Consider the following 23966-nt stretch of genomic DNA (forward strand, 5'->3'; position numbering starts at 1 on the left):
ATCGCCTTCGAGATTTGTGACAAGCCTTTTTTCCCTTATCACAAAAAGCCTCGCAGCGTCATCGCTAGTTCATCTGCATCAACAACCCCGGTTTAGCTGCATGGCCAAAACATTGCTAGAACCGGGATGCAAAGCTTTCCTCCCGGAAAGTTTTGGAACGGATCCGGTTCCTGTTGGTTTTTTACTGTGGCACATACTGTGGAGTTCCCCGTGAAATCAAAGCTCTTTTTGCCCCCCCTCATTTTTTCGGCAGCTTTTTTGGTCAACTGTGGTTCCCAGACGGGTGTCCCGGCAGGCGACGCTGTGTCAAAGCTCGCGACAGTCGGCGTCGGCGATCCAGGCAATCTTCCCGATGGAACCAAAATCGAATTCAAGACACTGAAGCTCAAGATCTCGGGAGTTCAGCCCACGAATTTCGAGAAAACTCTCACCTTCACCAATCAGGGGAGTGGCGCGTTCGAAGATCCGGCCACCAAACTTCCTTATGGAACCTATCGCTTCCTTCTGAGCTATCTGGATGTGCAGGATAAGGTTGTTGTGGAATCCTGCTCACCAGGAACGGACAAGTTCGGCAAACCCATTCCGGATGAAAAGTCCCGCGTTCACAAGGTCGAGTCAGCCCGATACAGTCCGAACGTCATGATTTGTTTCCCGGGCAAAGATGTGGCCGTACCTGGACTGCCTCCGTCCACGAACAAACCGACGGAACCTGACAGCGCAGACGTCGTGATTCGACCAACGATTCCCGACACCAGCAAACCCAGCACGAGTGGTTCTGCGTCAGCTGTCTTCGATAAGAATGCGCGATTTTACGTCGATCCTTATTCTTTGGCAGCCAACGATGCTGCCAACATGAAGAATGCGAATGATCCGAACTTCCCCCTCGTGGACTATATCGCGAAGCAAGGCTCTGCGGTCTGGCTCGGATCATGGTCGGGAAATGTCGGTGATGCTGTGCGGACAGTGGTGGATAAAGCCCAGCAGCAGGATGCCTATCCCGTGTTCGTCGCTTACATGATTCCCTATCGTGACTGCGGTTTGCACTCGGCAGGTGGTCTGGATGCAGCGAAGTATATTCCCTGGATCAATGACATTGCCAACGCTGTCGGCACCCGCAAAGCGATCGTGATCCTGGAACCCGACGCCGTTCCCGGCATGGTTCAGGTTGAAGGCGGCAAACCCTGTTTGAGCACAGAGCTCCGTGCGGAACGTGCGAACCTGATGAAAACCGCCATTGGCGTTCTGAAGAGCAAGCCCAACCTGAAGGTTTTCGTTGATGCCGGTCACTCGGCCTGGTTGAGCGCGGACGTCGTCTCGGGTCTCTTGAAAGAAGTCGGCATTGATAAAGCGGATGGTTTTTCTCTCAACACTTCGAACTACCAGTCCACGGCTGCTCAAATCAGCTACGGTCAATCCATTCGCTCGCAGGTCGGCAACAAGAGCTTTTTGATCGACACCAGTCGTAACGGAATTGATCCGGCTGGCAACACCGAATGGTGCAACCCGCGCAACCGCGCTTTGGGCAAGCTTCCTACTTTTGATACAGGCGTCGACGGCGTTGCAGCCTTCATCTGGGGCAAGCGCCCTGGCGAATCCGATGGTGCCTGTAACGGCGGTCCAGCCGCTGGCAACTGGTGGCGTGAAATCGCCATCGAACTGGCGAAAAATGCTGGCGTAAAATAAGTCCTGACTCTGATTTGGCCAAGGCCCAACCCCCAGGGGTTGGGCTTTTCTTTTTTCGGCAGATCTTGCCTATCCAGCCCTGGAGACTAAGTCCGAGAAGTGGTCGAGGGGTTATCAATGGGTCCATTCGCCAAAATCCTCGTGCTGATCGTCATGCTGCGGAGCGGTGGCCTCTCCGCGTCCTCTGCCGAGGTCCGGGACTATGATCGCCTCTTTTCCGAGCGTGTCGGCGCCACCATCACCGCCCACGGGGATGGCAATGAAGAGCGCGTGCGGGAATCTTTACGCCAGTACCGAAGGCAGCCCGGGCTTGATCCCGAACTTTTCTATCTCGCCACCCGCGAGCTGATCTATTTCCTAAGAAGCCCCGAGGAAGCCCAGACTCTTTTCAAAGAGATTGACGTTCGCAGCGATGACTTCCTCCTGCGTTATCTTCAGGCCAAATATCAAAAGCCGACGATCCGTGACGAGTCTCTGGATGCGATGGAAGGCATTTTCAAAGAATCCCTGGCTTATCCCGCTCTTTACAGCACGATGTCCACCATCGCTCATGACCTGGCTTTCTCCCTCATTAATAACGGCCATCTGATCGATGCGGTCGAAGTCCTGAAGGAAGCCATTGCCCGCCTGCAGGACTCCCGCTATGACTACGATCGCATCTTTCTCCTGGAGGGGATGGCCACGGCCTATTCAGATCGCCATAACTCCGACGACTCTATTCAAAAAGGCATTGGCATCCACGATGAACTGGAGCGCGAACTCTCGCGTCGTTCGCTGGAATGGGACCCCACGTCCTCCATTTTCAATCGGGGTATCGCCTATCTCTTCGCCCTGGGGAATTTTTCATCCGCTATCGAAAATTTTTCACGCATACCCAAAGGCAACCGCACCTATCCGGAAGCCCAGCTGAGTCTCGCTCTGGCCCATCTGGGGCTCGGCCGCACCGAGGATGCTCTTCACTTTTATAGAAAGATCGACCTCGCCAACTACAGCAATGATGGCGACCGCCTGCCTGAAATCCTTTGCCACAAGGCTCTGATCGCCTATGAATTGAAACTCGTGGCCCGAATTCCGGAATGCCATGCGGTCACCCCCAAATCGGCCCCGGATATTCAGTTCATCAGACACAGCATCATGCGGCGCCCCCTGCATCCGGACGATGCGTTCATGCTGCTGCGCCTCCTCGAAAACTACTATCATGATTATCTGAAGCCTCAGGTGAAAAAAGCCATGGGCACTTCGGTTCGTCGGCTGGAACTCGAACGCGCCCGCAGTGAATTGGCTGTGGCCGAGATCAAGGCCGAGCAGCAGCGAAAGCTGGCGGCCTATGAAAAGCAGCTCGGTCTCGTGAAGAATATTGTGATTGCACTCGGTCTTCTCGCCGGACTTGCGCTCCTCTTCATGGTTCATCGCCTGCGTCTGAACAATGCCCGCATTCAAAGTCTCCAGACCTATATCCAGACGAGGGTTCTGAAACGCTTTCTACCGGCGGCCTTGATCGATGAGATCCTCAAGGGTCGATCACGCCTTGATGAAGAGCCCCAAGCCCGCACGGTGACCATACTCTTCGCCGATCTCGTCAGCTTCACCGCCAAATCCGAGGCTCTCGGTGCGCATAAGACCGCCGCACTCCTGCATGCTTATTTCGATGTGATGTCGCGCGAAATCTTCGCCTGCTCGGGGACCATTGATAAATTCATAGGCGATGCGATCATGGTCATCTTTGGGGCGCCACAGGATCAGGAACCGGCAGTCCAGGCGGATAGAGCCGTCCGCTGTGCCCAGGCCATGCTGAGCGCGCTTGATGTATTGAACCAGACGTTTCAGCACGAATATGGGATCACTTTCCAAATGCGCATCGGCATCAACACTGGCGAGGCCATCGTCGGCAGCATCGGCAGCGAAAATAGATCGGACTATACCGTGATCGGGTCCGCCGTGAATCTGGCTTCGCGCATTGAAAACATTGCCGAGCCGAATGGCATTTTCGTAAGCGCCTCGACCGCCCGCCTGATGCCGGATGGCCTTTGTGAAAACCTCGGACCCTATCGCCTGCGCGGCGTCACCGAAGAGCAAAATCTATTCCGGGTAAGAATCCCGGATTCTGCGCGACAGGCTGTTTGAAATTTTGTGTAGGCCTGCTCCCGAATTTCAAAGCGCAAGGTCCTGGATTCAAACATCTATAAAAATCCTTCTCAGGTTTCCCCCAAAGATCCCGATAAGTTTTCTGTGTATGACATGTGAGACGAACCCTACATCCCAAAATCAGGCTGGTCGGATCCTCAAAGGACCCGACCATCTCTTTTTCAACTCATTGAAATCAATCCAAAATAGTGAATTTTGGCCCTCAAGTTCCCCAACTTTTCCGCCGATGACGTGAAAAACGCCACCGAGGGGAACATCGTGAAAAAGCTTATAGCTGCGTGTCTGTGGAACGCTTTGCTTATCCCTATTATGATGAGCGCCTGTCGCAACGGGAGCAGCGTGCCCCAGCTGCAAGACTCTGAACAGGCTGCGGCCCCCAACCAGACCGATGCCTTGCCTCCGGTCGAGGTCTACGATAGCGTGCTTGTTCCTGGCCCGGCCGAGGCTCCCACGCCTGGGGCGACAGCGACTCCCACGACCACGCCGACACCCATACCGCCGACCGCTTTTTTCCCGGACAGCTGCGCGGCCATTAAAAAAGCCAGGCCCGAATCCTTGAGTGGCGTTTATAAAATTTACCTGAACGCAAATCTGGACACACGCGTTGCTCTGGATGCCTCCTGCGATATGCAAACGGATGGAGGCGGCTGGACGCTCATGCTCAGCTACAATCACAAGGGAGGCACGACTCCGACTTTGTCCGTGCGCACCCAGAATCTGCCGCTGCTCGGCAGTGATATCCTCGGTGATGATGAATCGGCGAAAGCTCTTTTCTGGGGTCACGCGGGGAATGCTCTCTTTGCAAAATTCAGCGCGGCCAAGGAACTTCGTTTCTTCTGCCGCTCGTCCGAAAACACCCGCATGATTCATTTCAAAACCGCCGAACCAGGCTGTCTCTCTGCTGCAAAAACAGGCCAGGGAACCTGCCTTAACGTCCGCACTTCGTTTACTGCATTAACAGGACATAACGCGACGCTTCCTGCAAATATGGATCGCTCGGACAGCAATCGACTCGATGCGGTCCTCACATTCAATACCCTGGGCCGCTTTGTGGATGCCGTTCCCGATGTGATGTGGAGTCTCGCGGGTGATGGCGGCAACTCCTGGGAATGCGACTTTGGTAGCGATTCAAGCGCTTTTGACACCATTCATCGAATTTGGTTCCGTTAAAGGAACATCTTTTGCTAGGGAAATGGCCCAGTGCACTCCAATCCACTTCCCAACTCCCTGGCAAGGAAACGATATGCGATTTGATTCTCCTACTTCCGTTAGTGAATCTCCCATGCTCGATTATAAAGCAGTCTTCGAAGCCACACTGTCACCCTATCTTCTGCTCGCGCTTGATTTCACTATCATCGGTGTGAACGAGGCTTATCTTGGAGCCACGCATTCCGAGCGTGCTCGACTTCTGGGACGTAACATTTTTGAGGTGTTTTCCAGCAGAAGCCGCGAAACCATGGAATACTTTGGGCCCTTGCTGTGCCTGTCTCTGGAACGCGTCCTGCGGGAACACGTAACCGATTTCATGGCTATTCAGAAACACGCCATAACTTGTCCCGTGACCGGCATAGCCCAGGAGCGTTTCTGGAGCCCGGTCAACAAACCTGTATTTGCAGCCGATGGTTCGCTGCTGTACATCATTCATCGCGTGGAAGACGTCACAGAATTCGTGCAGAGTCAGAGCTGCTATCCGGGCACCGTAACGGATGTCTATCAAAGATCGCAGGACGTCCAGGCCATTCATCGCGAATTGAAACTCGCCAAGGACAATCTGGAAAGGCTTGTGGCTCAGAGAACGCTTGAGCTTGCCCTGAGCGAAGAAAAATTTCGCCTGATGGCCAATACCATGCCTCAGATTGTCTGGACGGCGAGACCGGATGGCTATGTGGATTGGTATAACGAGTGTTGGTATCAATTCACAGGCATGCCGCGCGGCAGCGACTGGGATGATCCGGGTTCGCCCGTGCACCCCGATGATATCCAAGGCCTGCGGGAACGCTGGCAGGAATCCATCGATACAGGGATGATCTTTGAGAAGGATATTCGCTTCAAACGCCAGACCGATGGTGAATACTGCTGGCACCTGAGCCGTGCTGTGCCGCAGCGCAATGCAAGAGGCGATATCATCTCCTGGATCGGGACCAGCACCGATATTCACGAGCGCAAGACTTTGGCCGATGAATTGCAGCTTGCCAAGGCCGAAGCTGAAGAAGCCAACCGCCTCAAAAGTGTCTTCCTTACGAACATGAGCCATGAACTGCGCACGCCGCTGACAGCCATTACAGGATTCTCACAGCTCCTTCATGAGCAGAATTTTTCGCGCGAGCTGGAAAAGCGCTACCTTGCGGTCATAGATCGCAATGGTCTTCAGCTGCTCCGTATCATTGATGACATCCTTGACCTTTCCAAAGTGGAGGCAGGAAAATTAACCATTGAACGCCTCCGTCTGCCATTGCTCGAAATCATTTCTGACATCCGGGCGCTTCTGGAATTGAAAACTCAGGAAATCGGACTGGATAGTTCCGTCGAAATCGAGGGCCTCGTCCCGGAAATCATTGAATCCGATCCGACAAGGCTCAAGCAGGTTCTGATGAATCTCATCAACAACGCGGTAAAATTCACCAGCCAGGGATGCGTGGACATTCGCATCAGTTACCAGGCAGAGCCCGCGCAGTTACGCTTTGAAATCCGTGATACGGGCCGTGGCGTTTCCCCGGAACAGGCCGCCCGCCTCTTCGCTCCTTTTGAGCAGGCGGACAGCTCCATCACCCGCACCTATGGGGGAACTGGCCTCGGGCTCACACTCTCACGCCACCTCGCGCGAACCTTGGGCGGTGATGTCCAGCTGCGATCAAGCCAGTTGAACCAGGGCAGCAGCTTTATCGCATGGGTGGATCCAGGTCCCATGGCAGGCGTTCGTATGATTGATCACAAGGCCGTGGCGCAGGAGCAGGCAAGGCAGCAGCAGAAAGCACTCCTCGAAAGGTTCACCGGGGCTCTGAAAGGCCGCAAAATCCTGCTCGTTGATGATGCGGATGACAATCGCGCCTTGATCAGTGCCATCCTGCACCGAACCAACGCCACACTTGTGACAGCCCGCGACGGCATCGAATGCTTGGATTATGCAGCGACCGAGGACTTTGATCTGACCCTTATGGACATGCAGATGCCGCGCATGGATGGTTTTGAGGCCACGCGTATCTTGCGACAGAAAGGCTATTCGAAACCCATAGTTGCCCTGACAGCCCATGCGATGCGTGAACAGATCAAGCGTTGCCATGATGCAGGCTGCACAGCTCATCTGTCGAAGCCTGTGAATCATGGGAAGCTGATAGAAACGGTCATGAAACTTATGGAATGACCTGCACGATCGCAGACTCGCCGAGTCGTCGCGCAGGACATCCTAACGAATTCCTTGGCTGGCCGGCAGGCCTGTTTTTTGCATACAATTGAAGCGTCTAAAGGCTTTGATGGAGGCCATTCGAGGTGAACAGCTGCTGTAAAGATTGGGCTCTCAAAGTCGCGCCAAGGCAATCACTGCCCAATGATCAGGTGAGCTTTGAAGAGGAACACGTCTGCCCTACCTGCCAGGAAAGTTATCTGGTCTGGTTTACCAGCATCGGCAATCCGGACAATCGGTCCGCTCAAATCGTCCCTGTCACAATAAAACCGGCAAAAGATATCGTGCAGTCCTCAGGCTACATGCAACCCAGTGAAAACGGTTTAGGTGACGCAATAGCGCCACCCACCAGGGGCTGAGGGGTGTCAGGCCACCGTGATTTCAGGGTTCAGATAGACATCCTGAATCGCCTGCAGAAGCTGAACACCTTCCTGAAAAGGTCTCTGAAATGCACGACGACCTGCAATCAAACCCATGCCGCCGGCCCTTTTGTTGATCACCGCCGTGCGTACTGATTCCGCCAGATCGTTGGCCCCGGTGGACGCGCCACCTGAGTTGATGAGACCAATGCGACCCATGTAGCAATTCGCGAGCTGATAACGGGTCAGGTCGATCGGATGATCCGTCGTGAGCTTTTCATAAATCAAAGGATGCGTCTTGCCAAAGCCCTTCAATTCAGGATCCAGATAGCCGCCGTTATTTTCCGGAAGTTTCTGCTTAATGATATCGGCATGGATTGTCACACCAAGATGATTCGCCTGTCCGGTCAGATCCGCTGCAAGGTGATTATCCTGCTTCTTCGTTTTAAAGGCGCTATTGCGGAGATAACACCACAGTATGGTGAACATCCCCAGTTCATGGGCCTGTTCAAACGCGTCGGCAACTTCCTGAATCTGCCGGCGGGACTGCTCGGATCCCCAATAGATCGTGGCTCCTATGCCGATCGCTCCCATCTCAAAGGCCTTGTTCACGCTCCCGAAAAGAGTCTGGTCATAGGTGTTCGGATAGGAGAGGAATTCATTATGGTTGATCTTGGCAATGAAGGGAATTTTATGGGCGTATTTACGGGCGACAGCGCCCAGCACACCGAAGGTTGAAGCAACTCCACTGCAGCCGCTTTCCAGAGCCAGACGCACGATCGTCTCGGGATCAAACATGGAAGGATTCATGGCAAACGAGGCTCCGGCCGCGTGTTCGATATCCTGATCCACGGGAAATATGGAAATATAACCCGTGCCCCCAAGACGACCGGCATTGAAAAGCCGCTGAAGATTGCCGAGCACGGCCGGCTTGCGATCGGTCGGGATCATGACCCGATCAATAAAATCGGGACCTGGAAGATGAAGGCTATCGCGCCGGATGGTTTCGCAGCGGTGCTCCAAAAGCGACCGGGCCTGAGGTCCCAGAAGTTCCGCAATTTTCGCCGTGGATAGAAAGTCTGCCATGGGGAATCCTTCGAGTTAAGGGCCTACTTGAAAAATGTTGTTATTCAGGCCGATTTTAACTTTTCCAGCACAGCGGCCGCCCACCCTGATGGCAAAAGCGTGACCCGCGGTGGTGTCCACCAAAAGCGGACGCCCGGGACGCCCCCAGCCCATAAAGGTCCAGCGACCCTGAGTATCAATCCAGTGCACTTCAAAATCCACGCCGCCCTGAAAACTGGCTCGGAGCCGCAGAGGACCATTGAAGGACCGGATATCCTTATCACAGCCATAGGCTGCTGCATAGGTAGGAACGTTTTCAAGAGTGGGAGGTGAAGGCGGTGTTGGAGGCGAAGGCGGTGTTGGAGGCGAAGGCGGTGTTGGAGCGGTCGGCGGTGTTGGAGGCGTCACAGGACCATCCTGGTCCCGGCGCAGACGGCCCTGGAAAAAAGCCGATTGGATAGCCGTCCGGTAGGATTCCACCGCACAGGAGGACGTATCCAGACGCAGGCTCTCCCGCGGATCCTGGGGCCGGGATTCATTCCAATAGTTCACGAGTCTGAACTGGGAAAATTGCTTGGGAATGACGTCAAGGGAACTCTTGAGCCAATCCGCTTTACGGCAGGATTGGGCGGGATCTTCGAGGACAGCAAACTTGAAAAGACCTTTCGACGCGCGTTCCGAAACCGCTAAAAATTCCGACCAGCGGTTTTTTTGCACGGGCGATTCCCCGAGCAAAACGTCCTGAAATTGGGGGTAGCTGGAAACATTCTGCAGGTCATGAGCACCTAGCACAGTCAGTCCCAACCAATCGACATAATCGTCTCCAGGATAATAATTTTTCATGGCGTTCCAGACCTCGGAGGGCCGCGCTTCGCTTTCAAGGTGAAGCGCCCAGGTAATGTTGATGGCTCCGACATCCGCGCGTCGAGCCAGATCAATGAGATGACGATACGCGTCCCGATAAATTTCGGGCCCATCCGCCGTTTCCGGGTCACCCCAGCCTTTGGTCTCGGCCCCTCCATAAAGCGAGCCGCTGTGCCGATAGCGGCCTCCATTCGGTTCCGGTGCGAAGGCGATCATGAGTGGAATGCGTTCTCCATCCCTTCCTTTCAAAGCGGCAATGGACTGCAGCATTTTCACAAGGGGAGCATCGAAACTGCCATCGGCGATCTTCCGAAGATCAAAGATCGGATCAGGCTTTCCCGTATCAAGCGAACTATCAAGACCAGGGATGATCCGCACCAAAGCAAAATAACCCGCCGCATAAAGACCAGTGACGGCTTCGCCAGGAAATTCAAAACCATTGCGCCAGTTGCTTTGGAGGCTGACGAGCTGCAGTTTGCGTCCCGCCTGTTCCTCATAACGCCGCACGCGATCCAAAAGATCAGCACTTGAGGCCACGGAATCTTTGGTATCAAGAAAGGCACTGTGAAAAGCGCCCCGTTCGGGAGCCTTTATTTTCAATCCAGATTGGGGACCGATAGGAACTGTAAATCCATCCTGGGCAAAAACGGAAGTAAGACTGCTCCAAACAATGAGACTACAAAAAGCTTTGCATTGCCATAGTTTCATGGGTTTTCCTCCTTGATCCTGCCAGTCCAAAATCGTCCGCGTATGACTGTTGAATCTGATAGGACCGGAGCCTGGAATCAATCGCCAAGTTTGAATCTTGTCGTTTTGTATATTTGCTGCGGCACGATCTCTGCAAGAATGGGAATACGAAATCGAAGGATCTTCGTAAAAGCCGCAGAATCCCATCGCATAGGTTCCCACAGCGCGGATAAGCCTTCATAAAAATCCCGGTCAGTCTCAATCTTTAAAGGGAACGCTCCGCTCGGAATGCCCCGGATAACGAGCTGTCGGATATCACTATCCCGAATTATCAAATAATTCCAAGCTGTTGCATGGATCATTTCGCATTTATCTATTTTTAATGATTCTTCTTCTGACATTTATGCGAAACCCCGCAGTCCGCGTCCGCCTGTCAAATCCATGGTTTAGTCGCAAAACCCATGGCGGCTCTGGCCTTGCAACAGTGTTTGGGCTAGGACGGAAAAACAAGCTAAGAAAAGAGGAGTGGGGTTCATGAGAATTCATCCGAAGTGGATCTATGTATCGGTCCTCGTCACGATGATCGGCTGTACCTTGAAAAAGGAACGCTTCAATCCCAGCATGCCCGCGGCTCAAGAACCGGCGCCCGCCGTGCAGATGCCAGAGCCTTCCAGCACCATGGAAAAAGCTGAAGACGCGGCCCCGGCCCCCAAACCCATGGAAGCGAAAACTCCAAGGGAAGCCCAGATGGACGCGAAAACTTTTCTGGCTTTGAGTGAAGAAGAAGCCATGCATGGCCTGAAGCACGGCGAAGAGCAGATGAAAGTCGTCTGCGAGAAAATCGCCAGCATGCCGAACATTGCCAATAACGCTGTCATGCAGAAATTCTGTGCGCAGAAGATGAGGCCCAAGAGCCTGATCGAACTTCAAACCATCCTGGGTCTTCAGATCGTTAACCCCAATCTGACGACACGCGGTGATAACGGCAGTGGCGGTAACCCCGCCTTTGCCGTCCAGGGTCATTCCAGTTCGCTCGTCGGCCGCTTCGTATCCGCGATCAACCCGCGCGTTCTGCTCATGAGCGCCGGCGCGGTCGGCAACGTGGATCCTAACTTCGTGATCATGGGCTTCGTTCGGGGCGAGCAGTTCGCCGAGATCATCATCAACTCCCCCACGGGACCAGAATTCTTCCTGGCCGGATTCAAACAGGCCTGTAACAGCAAGCCGGAAGGCTGCAGTGCCGGCGACCTTCTGACTCCAGCCATCGAAAGCAACTGGACGGAATTTTCCCTTTATCACGAAGACGAAATCAAAAACAGCATCGTGGACTGCCGTCAGTGCCATCAGACAGCCGGTCCTGGCACACCCAAAATCCTGCGCATGCAGGAGCTGCAGAATCCATGGACGCACTTCTTCCGTGATAACACGGCCGGCATCAACCTCATCAACGATTACTATGCTGCTCACGGCACCGAAGAGGTTTACGGCGGTATTCCCGGCCCCATGATCCGTGCTTCAGACCCTGCGAACCTTGAAGACACCGTTCGTGAAAACGGTTCGAACGTGCAGCCGAATGAATTCAATACCGATCAGATTCAGGCAGAGGTCGAGCAGTCGTCGCCCAACCAGCCCGAAGACAATACAATTCCTGGCCGCAGTGCCACCTGGGATGCGCTTTTCGCTCGCGTCCTGACCGGCGAGATGATTCCTGTGCCTTATCATGATGTGAAGGTGACCGAACCGTCCCTCTTGACCAAGTATACCAAGCAGTACCAGGATTTCAGAGCCGGGCTTGTACCACTTGATAAATTCGAGGACCACAGGAATGTCCTGCGGACCGATCAGAAGCAGCTCGGCGACATGGGCTTTGCCGTGGCTCCCGAGATGACCCCGCAGCAGACACTCATGCTGGCCTGTGGTCAATGTCACAACTCACGCCTCGATCCCACGATCACGCGCTCGCGCTTCAACGTGAACCTGGCGGCCATGCAGAACGCAGCCGCAGAGATCGACATCGCCATCTCGCGCATCAAGCTGGGTTATAGCCCGGAACGTTTGAAGCAGGATGGGATCAAGATCGTCTCGCCCATGGGAGCCGCGGTGGCCATGGAAAAAGGTGAACATCTTCTGACGATGCCGCCCCGCCGATTCAAGCAGCTGACCGATATCCAGATTGATGCTCTGGTGAAATACTTGGAAGAGCAAAAAAAGACGCTTCCTAAATGACCCCAAGCCCTCAGCAAAACTGAGGGCTTTTTTCTTTGTCGGGCTCGCTGAGAGTTCATGATATGATGGCCGCTACCACTCAAACGGGAAGCCTCATGATCAAGGACTCAGCTGCCATCACCATGGTCGCCTTGTTACTACTGTCCTGCGTATCACAGCAAAGCGTACGATCCGATCGCAGCGCGGTGCCCCGAGGTGAAGACTTAGGCCGCGCTGCCGGTGACCTTGCGCTCTCCAAAATTTATCTCGCGCAGACCCATGTTCTGCCAATGGGCAGCGAAATGCTCAGCCTCATTTCGAATCGTGACACTCTGCTCAAGGTCGATGTCCTGGGAAAAATTGAGGGACAGCCTCCCGCGGGTTCTGTCGAGCTGCAGCTAGGCGATCGGATGGAAACACTGGCTTTGGTCAGTCCCCGCAGTCTCCCGATCAACGCACCATCGGAACCTTCATGGAATGATGCCTATACCGCGATCCTGCCCAGAGAATGGATCCTGCCGGGTCTGAAACTTAAAATCATCGTGGCCTCCGCGATCACCGAACTGCAGCCGAAAATTGGAGCACCCAATCCCCTGGCGCTGACGCTCCTACGCATGCAGGTGTTTCAGCAGCCCAAACCTGCTCTGGAACCGGCAGGCTGGGAGGCCGAGGTCGCCGCCAAGCTCCCTGTTTCCGAACTCAACGTGAACCGCAAGGGCCCCTGGCTTTTCAGTGAAGTCGTCGTGCCGCCACGAGCGGACGTCAAACTTCCCGCCGTGCGCGTGCGTTCCACGGACGAATATCGGCAGAAAACCAGGCTGCCCTTTGATGGTGAGCAGGGTCTTATCCTCGGACTGACCAATGCGCTGCAGGTCGCCGCGGGCGACAATCGTTTGAGCGTCTATTACAGCTTCGCCTCGGGTGTGGGTGTCGGCGGTGGACTTGCGGACAGCTTCACGGCCATGGGCGTGGACGGCAACTATGCTGTGCTCCTGCATGAAGTCGGGCATACGCTTTCGCTCCCCCATTGGGCGAATAACCCTTCGTATCCCTATCAAACCGATCTGGAAGGCTTGCAGGGTGATCCGGGGCATGTGGGCCTTACCTGGGGTTTCGATGGCCGCAAGGGCCTTCAGGGTGAGATTCCGCTCCCCTATTTTATTCCGCCCACTGTTCAAAATAATACGATCGGACGCACGCCGGGCACTTTGAAAAAAGATCCCATGGCTGGAGGCGGCAGTGGGGATCAGGAGAAGGGTTTTTTATTCCGCATGTTCTCCGACTTCAGCGTCCGCAAAATGCAGACCTGGCTGGAGCAGGAACTTGTGCTGTGGGATGAAGCGCAAAAGCAATATGTGAAGTGGGACGCGCAGAAACTTTCCTATCAGCCGATCAAAAATGATGGCGTGAACCTTCCGCAATTCCGCGATGCGGCCACGTACAGCATACTCTATAGCACCAGCGCCGTGACCCCGGAGGCCAACTTTATTTATACTCCGATCGGGCCGCATGCGTCCCATCGCATAAGGACCTTTGATCCATCCCGCACCGAGGATCTGGAGGCGGCGCGACAGAGCTACTGCCTGCCGTCCTGTGACTTCACGCTGCGGGTGCGGGCCGGGGGGCGAACCAAAGATTACCTCGTCCGCGGGACGTGGAAGCCGGACGCAGATCCCTTGAACGTCAACTCGCACTTCGTCGGGGCCTTGAACCTGCCGGCCGCGGATGGGGCTATTCAGGAGGTTAACCTCCTTCTGACGCCCAAGGTGGAAAGCGTGGGTCTGCCTCCGAATCCCCAGCTTCTGGCCCGCTACCTCGCGCCCGGAACGCCTTAGCTCGTCAGATTTGCATGGAATCCTTTCATTTCACATCACGTTTCGTGAGGGGCTGTGGGTGGGAAAAGACGGCCAGCTCGATAAGATGAAAAACATCGAGCTTCCGTCTTTCACGAAAGGAATGAGCATGTATTTCAAAGCCACAGTCATCAGCCTCAGTTTACTCGTCGCCCAGGCGGTCCGCGCCGCGGTCCCTGCCCCCATTGATGCGCCACCGACGTCGATTCCGCCGATCGCGGACACGGCGACTCCGGACGAAATCGATGCGTCCCTGGATGATTTCAAACCGGAAGGCCGCGAATCAGCGGTGCCGCATCCTGATTTCAATCCCTATATCGGCAATAAGCCAAGTGACGATTGGCACAAGGACATGTATCAGCAGCTCTATAAAATGAAGGAAGCGGCCTATTCCGTGAAAAAATGGGGCTATGATAAATCCCATTCGAAGGTCTATGCCTACGGCTACTGGCTGGAAAAATCCCTTGATCAGTACCTGAAATACACCTACGAGTACAAAAACGGTCAGTATTATCCCAAGGCGTATAAGTACAAGAACTATTCTTACTATGCGACACGCGGCGACCATAACTACTACTATTACTACTACGTGCGCCCCATCTATTATCAGATCTACCGCGAGATCGCGTATTATTCGGGCCGGAATGATTCCTACTACAAGGGCACATTCAGCAACTTCTCGAAACGCTATAAGTCCTACACACGCTGTAACTATGGTTACAACGGCGACGATGCCAAGTCGAATTTTGATACGGAATCGGAACTGTTCGAAAAGAACGCGGGTCTTTAACGAAAAAGAGAGGGCTCGGCCCCCGGCCTGGCCCTCTCCCTTTTCAGCGGGCGCTGATGATCTTTTGAATCCAAAGTCTATTGCGCGCTTCATGCACGCTCGTGTAACGGTCCAGGATATTCTGCTGATATTCCACAGTCCCGTTCAGAATGCCGAGCTGCTGCCAACGGCCATCGCTGCCGCGGAACACGATCGGTCCACCCGAATCACCCTTATTCGTATACGCAGCGGCCATCACGATCGAACCACTGGAATCGCTCGTGGAATAGGTGCGGGCCGAACGTGAACGCATTTCCGCGCCGGCATTCAAAGTCCTGTCATGCTCGCCGGTTCCCACGGCCAGGACCGTGGCGCCCCGTCCAGGATAGCTGCTGGCCAAAGGCAGCGGCTTGATGCTGGTGGGAAGTGGTTCGGCCAAAGTCAAGACAGCGAGATCGGCGAAACGCTGATCATCGGCCTGGAAATCAAGGCGCGAGGCATCGATGCCGGCAGGCAGATCAAACTTCAAAACGGCCAGACTGTTTTTCTGAGGAAGCGCCTGACCCGGGCCGTAGATATTCACATAGGGTTTGCCGGTTCCACCCTGCACGCAATGAGCCGCGGTCAGGACATGACGCGAAGTCAAGGCTGTTCCTGTGCAGGATCCCAGCGCTGTATCACTGACCAGAACCACCGAGCTGCCCCAGGTTTGGTCGGCGCGACCAGCCACGATATCAAGATCGGAAGAGGCGGTGGACTCACCGCAGGCGTGGGCCAGGAGTGCGAGGAAAAGAGGAGACCAGATTTTCAAACGCATAAGGATCCTTTCAAACTCAATCAGGACAAGAGCTTCGCAGAATAATCCAGATGAAGCGCCTTGTCCAGACGGGCTTCTAACGTTCCTCGCCATGCGATGCAAGTTTTGGAAAGAGCTGGGGAAAGCCCTGCTGATGCCAGTAAGGGTAAAGGACGCGAGCTTCGCTGGCTGCATCCAGGCGTGCAATCTCGTCCGCGGAAAGCGACCAGCCCACGGCACCCAGGTTCTGCATGAGTTGCTCTTCATTGCGTGCACCGATGACGATATTCGAAACGGTGGGACGCGCCAGGATCCAGTTCAAAGCCACCTGCGTGATGCTCTTGTCACGTTCCTGCGCAATCGCTTCGAGCACATCGACGACGCGATACAAAAGCTCGTCTTCATAGCTGATGAATTGAATCTGACCGAGGCGGCTGTCCTTCGGCGCCGTTTGATTCCGCCGGATTTTTCCGCTCAGAGCACCGCCTGCCAATGGACTCCACACCATCGTGCCGACGCCCTGATCCAGACCGAGGGGCATCAGCTCCCATTCCAATTCGCGGCCCACCAGGGAGTAGTAAACCTGATGCGCGATATAGCGGCTCCAGCCGTGGCGCTCGGACACCGACAGCGACTTCATCAGATGCCAGCCCGAAAAATTCGAGCAGCCGATATAACGAACCTTGCCCGACCGCACCAGATCATCCAGGGCGCTCAGAGTTTCCTCGACCGGCGTGAAACTATCGAAGCCATGCATGAAGTAGACATCAATATAATCCGTGCCGAGCCTTTTCAAACTGGCTTCACAGGACTGCACCAGATGATGCCGCGACGAACCATAATCATTCGGTCCTTCGCCCGTGGGAAAGGTGGCCTTGGTCGAAATCAAAGCCTTGTCGCGCCGCCCTTCAAGAGCCTTGCCCAGGATGCTTTCCGCAAGGCCTCCGGAATAGACGTTGGCCGTATCAAAAAAATTCAGTCCCGCGTCCATGCAGATCGAGACAAGGCGGCTCGCTTCCTGAACGTTCGTCTCGCCCCAGGCCTTGAAAAATTCTCCCGATCCGCCGAAGGTGGCCGTTCCAAAACTCAGCACCGGAACCTTTAAACCTGATCGACCCAGTCTTCTATAGTCCATGTTGTCCCTCTTTCTGATATGCAAATGCCTTCAGTGATAACGAATCCGGGGATTCCCTGTACAGCTTTTTTCCATAAATTTTCGAAATTTACAGAAAACGCCCCAGTCGACGTTCCGTGAAGTCAGCGGCATCTGTACACAGGGTTTGGCATGAATTCATATTTTTCTGACATGAGTGTCTTTTGCTCGAAATCCTGGCCCAGGAAAGAGAAATATAAGCCGAAAAGATGAGGGACTGGTTCCTCTTTTCCGGGCAGGAGGCGGCGTTTGGCAGCTTTACAATCCATACTATCCAAAGCCTTGGACTATGCCACCGACCATCCGGGGCTGAGTCAAGAGGATATTAAAAAAATCCGCATGACCCACGTCGCCTGCGGTGTGCAGTCGGTGAACCTGATCACCTTGACGTTCATCCTTCTCGCTTTTAATATCTATTCCTTCTTCCCCTGGCTTTTCCTGGAACTCCTGGGCCTCATAGCCTGTTTGCACCTCGAAAAAAAGGGCCGATTCACGCTGGCCAAAACTGTCTTCTATGTCCCCATACTCCTCGCCGTGGCCGTCGCCTGCGCAGGTTTTGATGAAAAACTCCCGGTCATCGTTTATGGATTTCCACTCACCATCGCCCCGTTCCTGCTTTACGGCCGAAAGGAAACCAAGGTCATGTACCCGCTCGTTTTCGCGAGCGTCATACTCCTGGTGGCGGGTAACTTTGCTGCGGGCTTTCTGGATCCGATTTTTCCGATGTTCAGTCTTGCCGTCCTCCCGACGTTGACGGCCATTATCTTCAGCATGGCCCTGATCCTGACCGTGATGATCGTCCGCGGTTTTTTCGAAGAGAGTTACCGGGCCGAGCAAAAATACATTGAAGCGGCCAATACCATCTCGGAACAAAAGGAGCGCCTGCAGACCGTCTTCGATATCGTCGAGGAAATCATTCTGGTCGTCGGCGAAGGCGGCCGGATTCAGGAGGGCTTTTCCAAGTTCACGCGCTCGGTCATTCAAAGGCCCGAAGGCGATATCATCGGGCAGAATGCTTTCGACCTTCTGATCTCATCAGCCCACCATGATAGGGACGAGGTGGATCAGTGCCGCTCGGCCCTTGAAATGGCGCTCGGAGCCGCGGAAATCCAGTGGTTCGTGAATCAGGATAAGATCCTGCGGGAGCTGGAATTCACCTTCGCCGGTCAGCGCAAGGTCCTGGTCCTGAACTGGCAGCCCATCATCCGCAACGGCATCATCACCAACCTGCTTCTGATGGCCCGTGATATTACCCTGAGCCGACTGCATGATCGCATCAAGAGCGAGCAGCAGGAAAGGACCCAGGCCCTGATTGGAATCGTAGCCGCCATCATGAAAAGCAGTCGTCAGGCCGTCGAAGGTTTTCTGGTCAAATCCCAGCAAAAGCTCCAGGCTGTGGATGCGCACAACACGCAATCCGTCTTCTTTGAGCTGCACACCCTGAAAGGGGTCGCGCGTTCGCTTGGTCTGCAGGAAATCGCCAATCGCATCCACATCATGGAATCCTCGATCCGCGGCATGAAGGCCGCGGAACTCGGCAGCAAGTTAACAGCTCTGCGCGATTATATCGAAAGCAACCTGCAGATGGTGCGGGACATCGCCGGATCGCAGACCTCGTCCTATCCGATCGCTTTTCAGAATCTTTACGATGTGGCGAGTCACACCCGCCTCAACCTTTATTCGCTCCTGGAGAAGCACCAGATCGCGCTGGACTATTTTCGCGTGGATGATGCTGTCCTCGGCTGGAATTCAGCGGCTTTGGAAGTGATCCATGAGGCTTTGCTGCATGCGATCACCAATACCATAGATCATGGCTTCGTCTTTCCACGCCTGCGCCAGCAGCTGACGGCTCCCAAAGTCCAGCTGGATCTCAAGGCCTGGCACGAGGATTTTGATACGGTGATCGAGCTGAGTGACAACGGCAATGGCATCGACGACAGGGCGCTTCAGGCCCTGGCCAAACGCTATGACTTTGATCTTGCGCGGTTTGAAAATCCGCTCGATCTGCTCTTTGAACCGGGCGTCAGCAGCACGACGGAAGTATCCCTGACCAGCGGCCGCGGAGTCGGCACAGCCGCTGTGCGGGACGCGGCCACGCGTTTGAAAGGCAAGGCCTCGCTCAGGCGGAATCCTGAACGCGGTCTGACGCTGCGCCTGACGCTGCCGCGTGAAACCAGCCTCTATTCCACGCACACGCTGCAGATTCGCGGTCATAAAAGCAGTGATGCTGTTTAAGACCGAATGGCCTCCAGCAGTTCGCGCAGATGCGCGAGGCGCGTCGTTGGATTGATGAGGGTCGTTCGCAGATAAAGCCGTCCCCTCAGCCTTGTCTGGACCAAATAGAAACGTCCGCTGGCGATCAGGCGGCTTCGAATCTCTTCCTGCAGCCTGTCGCTGTCCTCATCACCCGCCTTGCCTTTATAACGAAAGCAGACGATGTTCGCGTCGGGCAGGACGGCAAGTTCAAAGTCGGGAGCGTCACGGATCAGCTGGGCGAAGTCCTTGGCCAGCTGTCCCATGGAAGCGATATAGTCGGCGAAAAAGGACTCGCCATAGCTGGCAAGGCTTGCATAGAGCACGAAGCCCATCATGTTCTTCGTGCATTCCAAAGTCCTGAGGCCCAGGTCATACCAGTTATCACGCGCCGTATGCGCATCCCCGAAAAGATAGGAGGCACTCTGCGCGAAACTTTCATAGGAATGCTTGCCTTGCCGGAACATAACCGCCGTGATCAGGGCCGGCGTCAACAGCATTTTATGCGCGTCCCAGACGACCGAATCCGCGCGTTCGATACCCTTCAGCTTGTCTTTCCAGGCCGGAGCCAAAACAAACGAAGCTCCATGCGCACCATCCACATGAAACCAAAGTTCATGTCTTGCCGCAAAGTCGGCGATCGCATCCAAGGGATCCATGGCCCCGGTAGCTGTGGAGCAGGCGCTGCCGACCACGGCGATCACCCGGCGTCCCTGCCTCGCCGCTCGCTGCAGGCCATCTTCAAGACGATCCGCGCGCATGCGAAAGTGCTCGTCACTCGGAATCAGGATAACGCCCTCTTCACCCCAGCCCATGATCTGGGCGGAGCGTTTGATGCAATAGTGAGCCTGATCGGAAACCAGAACAGCCAGAGGCGGTGCCGAACCCTGTCCCTCACGCCACACATCAAAGCCTGCCTTGGCCTGCCGTGCGGCGAGAAGCGCAGTCAGATTACCGGCAGAGCCTCCGGAGGTGAGCACACCATCGGCGTCCTCGCCATAACCAAGGTGGCGAGCCATCCACAGCAGGGCACGCCGCTCCATGGCTGTGGCCACCATACCCATCTCATAGACGGCGGAACCATTATTGAGGAGCGAGGATAATAGAGAAAAAAGCCCCGTCAGGGGCAAAGGCGAAGTAACCTGATGACCCACATAATGCGGGTGATGCAGATGATTCGATCCGGCGACGACCTCACGCATCAATTCCTGAGGATCCCGCGGCTTTTCAAAATCAGACGACCAGCGCTTCAGCATCGCGTCGGGTGGAACCCAGGGAAGCACAGGGCCGGCCGTCCTGGGATCCCCAACTTTTTGTAGGTAATCAGTGAGCAGATCGACAGCCGCGTGCGCATGACGTCGAAAATTTTCCGAATCCCAGGCGTCAGATGTTTGCAAAGTGTTCTCCTGGATCGTGGTGCTTGACTTGAAGCCTTCTACAAAGATCCAGGAACCAAGGGAAGAAAAAACGTCAGGCATGGGAACAGGCTGGGAAGCGCACCCCTCCTGCATTTTAACTTTGAAAATGATTCTCAACTTCGCTATCATTACCCCGGACAACTGAGGAGAACTGGAAAATGATCAAGAATTTTGGTGCTTTTAGCTGTGCAGTGGCCATGGGCCTTCTCACAGGCTGCGGTGGTGATAGCGACTCGAATGACACGACAGCGGCCACTCCTGCCGAGCCAACCCAGAAGGTTTTGGCGGTTTCCGCAAGCGGCCATGATCGGCTCTTCGGCGTCGCGTTTGACAGCCAAGGCAACTTCTATGCGACGGGCTCCGTGGCGGATTCGACGGAAACCACCGCGGATTCAAAAATGCTCGTCGCCAAATTCAAAGCCGATGGTGAACTCGATACCGGCTTTGGAACCAATGGTTACGCCATTCACAATGCGATCGTCGGTGCGGGCGGTGAAGTGGCTCGCAGTATTCTTTTGCAGGATACGGGCAAGATCGTTATTGCCGGAACGGTGGAACACGCTGGGGCCCAGGATGCCCGTGACCGCGATATCGCCCTTCTGCGTCTGAACGCAGATGGATCCTTGGACAGCAGCTTTGGAACGAATGGAGTTGTGACCCTCGATCTGAGCGAAGGTGAAGTCAGTGGAACGAGTTTCGTGGCCGACAGTCTGGGTGGTTTGACTGCCGATAGCAGCGGTCGCCTTGTGGTTCATGCCTCGAAGAAACGTGATGGGGCCACCGATACGGATTTTGTACTGCTGCGCCTGAGCGCCGACGGTGTGCTCGATACGAGCTTCGGCACCGCGGGTCAAACCTCTCTTGATATCCGAAATCTCAGTGCGACGCCGAAGCCTGCTTTGATTTTGCCGAATGGTCAAATCCTGGGAACGGGTTACATGCGGGATGGCAGCGTCGTGGTTCCTGTCATCTACCGCACCGATGCCAATGGTCAGCTTGATACCAGCTACGGCGTCAACGGCATCTACAGCGAAGCCGTTCTGAGTGCCGTCACGGAAGTTTACTCGGCGGCTCTGCAGGGTGACGCCATTGTCACGGTCGGTTATGGTCGCAATAATGAGCAGGAAAATCTTGATTTCCTTTCACTGCGCATCAAAGCCGATGGAACCCGTGATACGGCCTTCGGCGGCAACGGCTATGTGCGCGTGGATGCAGCAGGCTTCAATGATAACGGCCGTAACATGACAGCGCTTCCGGATGGCCGCATGCTGCTGGTCGGTGGTGGCCGCACGGCGGAGCAGGCTGTCGACGGCATGGTCGCTGTTCTGGGCGTCGATGGTTCCGTGGATGAAGGCTTTGCCGAAAAAGGCACCAAACTTTTTGATTTCGGCGGATCTGCGGATTTCCTTTGGGGCGCGGCCGTATCCCCAACCGGCGATAAGGCTGTGGTCGTCGGGCTGAAAGGTGCAGGAGCCGAGGGCGGCAATGATGATGCCGCTCTCGTGCTGATTCCTTTGAAGTAAGACGCTGCGCTTACCGGGCTGGCATCGGCGGCAGCTGACTGATGATGAACTCATTCAGAAGCCACGATGCCTTCGTTCTCGCCAGGCATGCGACGCGCAAATGCCATAGAACCAAGCCCCTGTATAAATATGTACTTACCCCTGATCGCCAGGCCTTCCTGCCCTCACCCCCCTCACAACCCAGCAACGCGAAAAGACACTTGCTTTTCCATTCGGCCTTCGAAGATGATATGCATAACCAAAATACCTAATTTTCATCCGAGGCCAGCATGCGCGTACTCCTTCTATCGCTTTTGCTTTGTTCCGAAGCACTCTTTGCCCAGAAAAAGCCGCGCTACACGATCGCGGTCGAGAATCAGAACTACATGCCCTACTTCCGGGTCGACGGGAACGAGTACCTGGGTTTTGCCCGCGAGCTGTTCGACCTCTTCGCGGCCGATGCCGGCATTGAATTCGAATACGTCCCAAATCCCATCCACCGCATTTACGCCAACTATTTCGACAAGAAGAGCACTCTGGATTTCAAATTCCCGGATCGCCCGGAATGGGCCTCAGACCTTCGGAAAGGCCGGACGCTCCACTATACGGACGATATCGTCGAGTTCACCGATGGCGTGATGGTAAGACCCAAAAACCTTGGCAAAGGACTCAAAGGCCTGACCAAACTCGGCATGATAGCTGGCTTCACGCCCTTTCAATATGCGCAGTATATCAAGTCCGAGAAAAATCCTGCCGGTACGATCACGCTGGTCCCCAATACTTCCCTCTCGGCGCTCTTCGCCCAGCTGGAGGCTGAAAATCGCATCGATGGCGTCTTCATCAACCTGGCGGTTGCCAAATACTCCCTGGTCAACGATCAGAAGAAGGTTGATCTGGCGGTTTTCGACAAAGAACTTCCACACGACACCTCAAGCTATCAGCTTTCCACCACAAAACACCCGGATATCGTTAACAAGTTCAATGAATTTATGAAAAAGAAGAAGTCCGAAGTGGCCGTTCTCAAGCAAAAATGGGGATTGTAATTCATGCAAAAGCTAAGTTGTCTGATCGGTGCAGTGACCCTGGTGTGTGGCGCGGAATCCATGGCTTTCGATTGGGGGGCCACGCGGCTCGTCTATCTGCGGGGCGATGGCTACGAAAGCCCTAAAACGACCCGCTTTGAAGACGGCAAAGTGATTGTTGACGAGGCCGAGAAGAATGAGGCCGACATCGTAACCTTCGAGCATGTGAACGGCACGAAGTGGGGCGATACCTTCTTCTTCCTGGATGCCACCAATTCGTCGACGCTGCGCGACGACCCCTATTTTGAATTCAATCCGCGCATCAGTTCCAAAAAGAACCTGGACATGGACTACGGTTCGGTCGTCGATGATGTCCTGGTTACGCTCCAGTACAATGCCGGGAAGAATGCCAACCCCGTTTACCTTTATGGTTTGGCGGTGGATTGGAAAGTGCCGGCCTTTGACTTTGTGCAAACCCACTTCTATCTGCGTGATGATCGGGCCATCGAAGGCACTTCGAGCCAGCTGACCGTGGTCTGGTCCTCGAAGTTCCAGGCCGGCCTGAATCTCGAATTTTCCGGGTTCCTTGATTACGCCACCCAGGAAGGCAAGGAGGCCACAGGCATCTCGGTCGCCAACCTCTTGGCCCAGCCCGCTCTTTACGCCTTGGTCACGGACAGCTTTGCCGTAGGGCTTGAGTATCAGTACTGGTCGAATAAATATGGTATGGAAGATCTGCAGGATAGCGTTCCTCAGCTGGCCATTCGCCTGAATCTTTAATCGCGATCCGAT

17 protein-coding genes are annotated in these 23966 nt (G+C 54.8%); 11 read left to right on the plus strand and 6 right to left on the minus strand.

Annotated elements, in window-relative coordinates:
• Nucleotides 1-303 precede the first annotated feature (303 nt).
• From VFO10_RS21840 to VFO10_RS21855, 4 genes are all read left to right on the plus strand, one after another.
• The gene (locus VFO10_RS21840; RefSeq protein WP_325144104.1) at nucleotides 304-1683 is read left to right on the plus strand and encodes a glycoside hydrolase family 6 protein; all 1380 of its coding nucleotides are present in this window, start codon (nucleotides 304-306) and stop codon (nucleotides 1681-1683) included.
• 117 nt (nucleotides 1684-1800) lie between these two features.
• Nucleotides 1801-3807, plus strand: a complete 2007-nt coding sequence (locus VFO10_RS21845) for an adenylate/guanylate cyclase domain-containing protein (protein ID WP_325144105.1) — start codon at nucleotides 1801-1803, stop codon at nucleotides 3805-3807.
• A 279-nt stretch (nucleotides 3808-4086) separates the two neighbouring features.
• Entirely contained in the window at nucleotides 4087-4998 is a 912-nt protein-coding gene (locus VFO10_RS21850; RefSeq protein ID WP_325144106.1) for a fibrinogen-like YCDxxxxGGGW domain-containing protein, read from the plus strand.
• A gap of 112 nt (nucleotides 4999-5110) precedes the next feature.
• The gene (locus VFO10_RS21855; protein ID WP_325144107.1) at nucleotides 5111-7189 is read left to right on the plus strand and encodes an ATP-binding protein; all 2079 of its coding nucleotides are present in this window, start codon (nucleotides 5111-5113) and stop codon (nucleotides 7187-7189) included.
• 404 nt (nucleotides 7190-7593) lie between these two features.
• On the opposite strand, the gene VFO10_RS21860 is transcribed toward VFO10_RS21855, so the two are convergent.
• The 3 genes from VFO10_RS21860 to VFO10_RS21870 all read right to left on the minus strand — a co-directional run bounded on the left by VFO10_RS21860 (nucleotide 7594) and on the right by VFO10_RS21870 (nucleotide 10604).
• Nucleotides 7594-8673: a class I fructose-bisphosphate aldolase gene (locus VFO10_RS21860; RefSeq protein WP_325144108.1), complete on the minus strand. Its 1080-nt coding sequence runs from the start codon at nucleotides 8671-8673 to the stop codon at nucleotides 7594-7596.
• Between the two features lie 15 nt (nucleotides 8674-8688).
• Nucleotides 8689-10224 (minus strand): glycosyl hydrolase, encoded by a 1536-nt coding sequence (locus VFO10_RS21865; protein WP_325144109.1) that lies wholly within the window; start codon nucleotides 10222-10224, stop codon nucleotides 8689-8691.
• Nucleotides 10225-10301: 77 nt separating this feature from the next.
• A complete protein-coding gene (locus VFO10_RS21870; protein ID WP_325144110.1) occupies nucleotides 10302-10604 on the minus strand; it encodes a hypothetical protein in 303 nt (100 codons plus the stop codon).
• A 133-nt stretch (nucleotides 10605-10737) separates the two neighbouring features.
• On the opposite strand from VFO10_RS21870, the gene VFO10_RS21875 reads away from it, so the two are divergent.
• From VFO10_RS21875 to VFO10_RS21885, 3 genes are all read left to right on the plus strand, one after another.
• Nucleotides 10738-12429 carry a hypothetical protein gene (locus VFO10_RS21875; protein ID WP_325144111.1) on the plus strand — a complete coding sequence of 564 codons (1692 nt, stop codon included), beginning with the start codon at nucleotides 10738-10740 and terminating at the stop codon, nucleotides 12427-12429.
• Nucleotides 12430-12524: 95 nt separating this feature from the next.
• Nucleotides 12525-14243, plus strand: a complete 1719-nt coding sequence (locus tag VFO10_RS21880) for a M66 family metalloprotease (RefSeq protein WP_325144112.1) — start codon at nucleotides 12525-12527, stop codon at nucleotides 14241-14243.
• A 58-nt stretch (nucleotides 14244-14301) separates the two neighbouring features.
• Nucleotides 14302-15051, plus strand: coding sequence for a hypothetical protein (locus VFO10_RS21885; RefSeq protein WP_325144113.1), 750 nt, complete (start codon nucleotides 14302-14304; stop codon nucleotides 15049-15051).
• Between the two features lie 43 nt (nucleotides 15052-15094).
• Here VFO10_RS21885 and VFO10_RS21890 read toward each other — a convergent pair whose 3' ends face one another.
• Both VFO10_RS21890 and VFO10_RS21895 read right to left on the minus strand, forming a co-directional pair.
• Nucleotides 15095-15841, minus strand: a complete 747-nt coding sequence (locus VFO10_RS21890) for a trypsin-like serine protease (protein ID WP_325144114.1) — start codon at nucleotides 15839-15841, stop codon at nucleotides 15095-15097.
• Nucleotides 15842-15923: 82 nt separating this feature from the next.
• A complete protein-coding gene (locus tag VFO10_RS21895) occupies nucleotides 15924-16961 on the minus strand; it encodes an aldo/keto reductase (protein ID WP_325144115.1) in 1038 nt (345 codons plus the stop codon).
• Between the two features lie 267 nt (nucleotides 16962-17228).
• Between VFO10_RS21895 and VFO10_RS21900 the strand changes: the two genes are divergently transcribed.
• Nucleotides 17229-19214: an ATP-binding protein gene (locus VFO10_RS21900; protein ID WP_325144116.1), complete on the plus strand. Its 1986-nt coding sequence runs from the start codon at nucleotides 17229-17231 to the stop codon at nucleotides 19212-19214.
• Here the strand turns inward: VFO10_RS21900 and VFO10_RS21905 are convergent.
• Entirely contained in the window at nucleotides 19211-20629 is a 1419-nt protein-coding gene (locus VFO10_RS21905) for a pyridoxal phosphate-dependent decarboxylase family protein (protein WP_325144117.1), read from the minus strand. The genes VFO10_RS21900 and VFO10_RS21905 overlap by 4 nt on opposite strands.
• Before the next feature lie 179 nt (nucleotides 20630-20808).
• On the opposite strand from VFO10_RS21905, the gene VFO10_RS21910 reads away from it, so the two are divergent.
• The 3 genes from VFO10_RS21910 to VFO10_RS21920 all read left to right on the plus strand — a co-directional run bounded on the left by VFO10_RS21910 (nucleotide 20809) and on the right by VFO10_RS21920 (nucleotide 23954).
• On the plus strand, nucleotides 20809-22173 hold the full coding sequence (locus VFO10_RS21910; RefSeq protein WP_325144118.1) for a hypothetical protein: 1365 nt from the start codon (nucleotides 20809-20811) through the stop codon (nucleotides 22171-22173).
• A gap of 269 nt (nucleotides 22174-22442) precedes the next feature.
• Nucleotides 22443-23195, plus strand: coding sequence for a transporter substrate-binding domain-containing protein (locus VFO10_RS21915; RefSeq protein WP_325144119.1), 753 nt, complete (start codon nucleotides 22443-22445; stop codon nucleotides 23193-23195).
• A gap of 3 nt (nucleotides 23196-23198) precedes the next feature.
• Nucleotides 23199-23954, plus strand: coding sequence for a DUF5020 family protein (locus VFO10_RS21920; RefSeq protein ID WP_325144120.1), 756 nt, complete (start codon nucleotides 23199-23201; stop codon nucleotides 23952-23954).
• The last annotated feature ends 12 nt before the right edge of the window (nucleotides 23955-23966 follow it).

This window comes from Oligoflexus sp. (assembly GCF_035712445.1).
Taxonomy (GTDB): Bacteria; Bdellovibrionota_B; Oligoflexia; order Oligoflexales; family Oligoflexaceae; genus Oligoflexus.

Bases quoted from the DNA above. Each gene is read 5' to 3' on its own strand.
- VFO10_RS21860 (WP_325144108.1), bottom strand. From the start codon at position 8,673: ATGGCAGACTTTCTATCCACGGCGAAAATTGCGGAACTTCTGGGACCT.
- VFO10_RS21845 (WP_325144105.1), top strand. From the start codon at position 1,801: ATGGGTCCATTCGCCAAAATCCTCGTGCTGATCGTCATGCTGCGGAGC.
- VFO10_RS21880 (WP_325144112.1), top strand. From the start codon at position 12,525: ATGATCAAGGACTCAGCTGCCATCACCATGGTCGCCTTGTTACTACTG.
- VFO10_RS21855 (WP_325144107.1), top strand. From the start codon at position 5,111: ATGCTCGATTATAAAGCAGTCTTCGAAGCCACACTGTCACCCTATCTT.
- VFO10_RS21915 (WP_325144119.1), top strand. From the start codon at position 22,443: ATGCGCGTACTCCTTCTATCGCTTTTGCTTTGTTCCGAAGCACTCTTT.
- VFO10_RS21910 (WP_325144118.1), top strand. From the start codon at position 20,809: ATGATCAAGAATTTTGGTGCTTTTAGCTGTGCAGTGGCCATGGGCCTT.
- VFO10_RS21875 (WP_325144111.1), top strand. From the start codon at position 10,738: ATGAGAATTCATCCGAAGTGGATCTATGTATCGGTCCTCGTCACGATG.
- VFO10_RS21920 (WP_325144120.1), top strand. From the start codon at position 23,199: ATGCAAAAGCTAAGTTGTCTGATCGGTGCAGTGACCCTGGTGTGTGGC.
- VFO10_RS21895 (WP_325144115.1), bottom strand. From the start codon at position 16,961: ATGGACTATAGAAGACTGGGTCGATCAGGTTTAAAGGTTCCGGTGCTG.
- VFO10_RS21865 (WP_325144109.1), bottom strand. From the start codon at position 10,224: ATGAAACTATGGCAATGCAAAGCTTTTTGTAGTCTCATTGTTTGGAGC.
- VFO10_RS21870 (WP_325144110.1), bottom strand. From the start codon at position 10,604: ATGTCAGAAGAAGAATCATTAAAAATAGATAAATGCGAAATGATCCAT.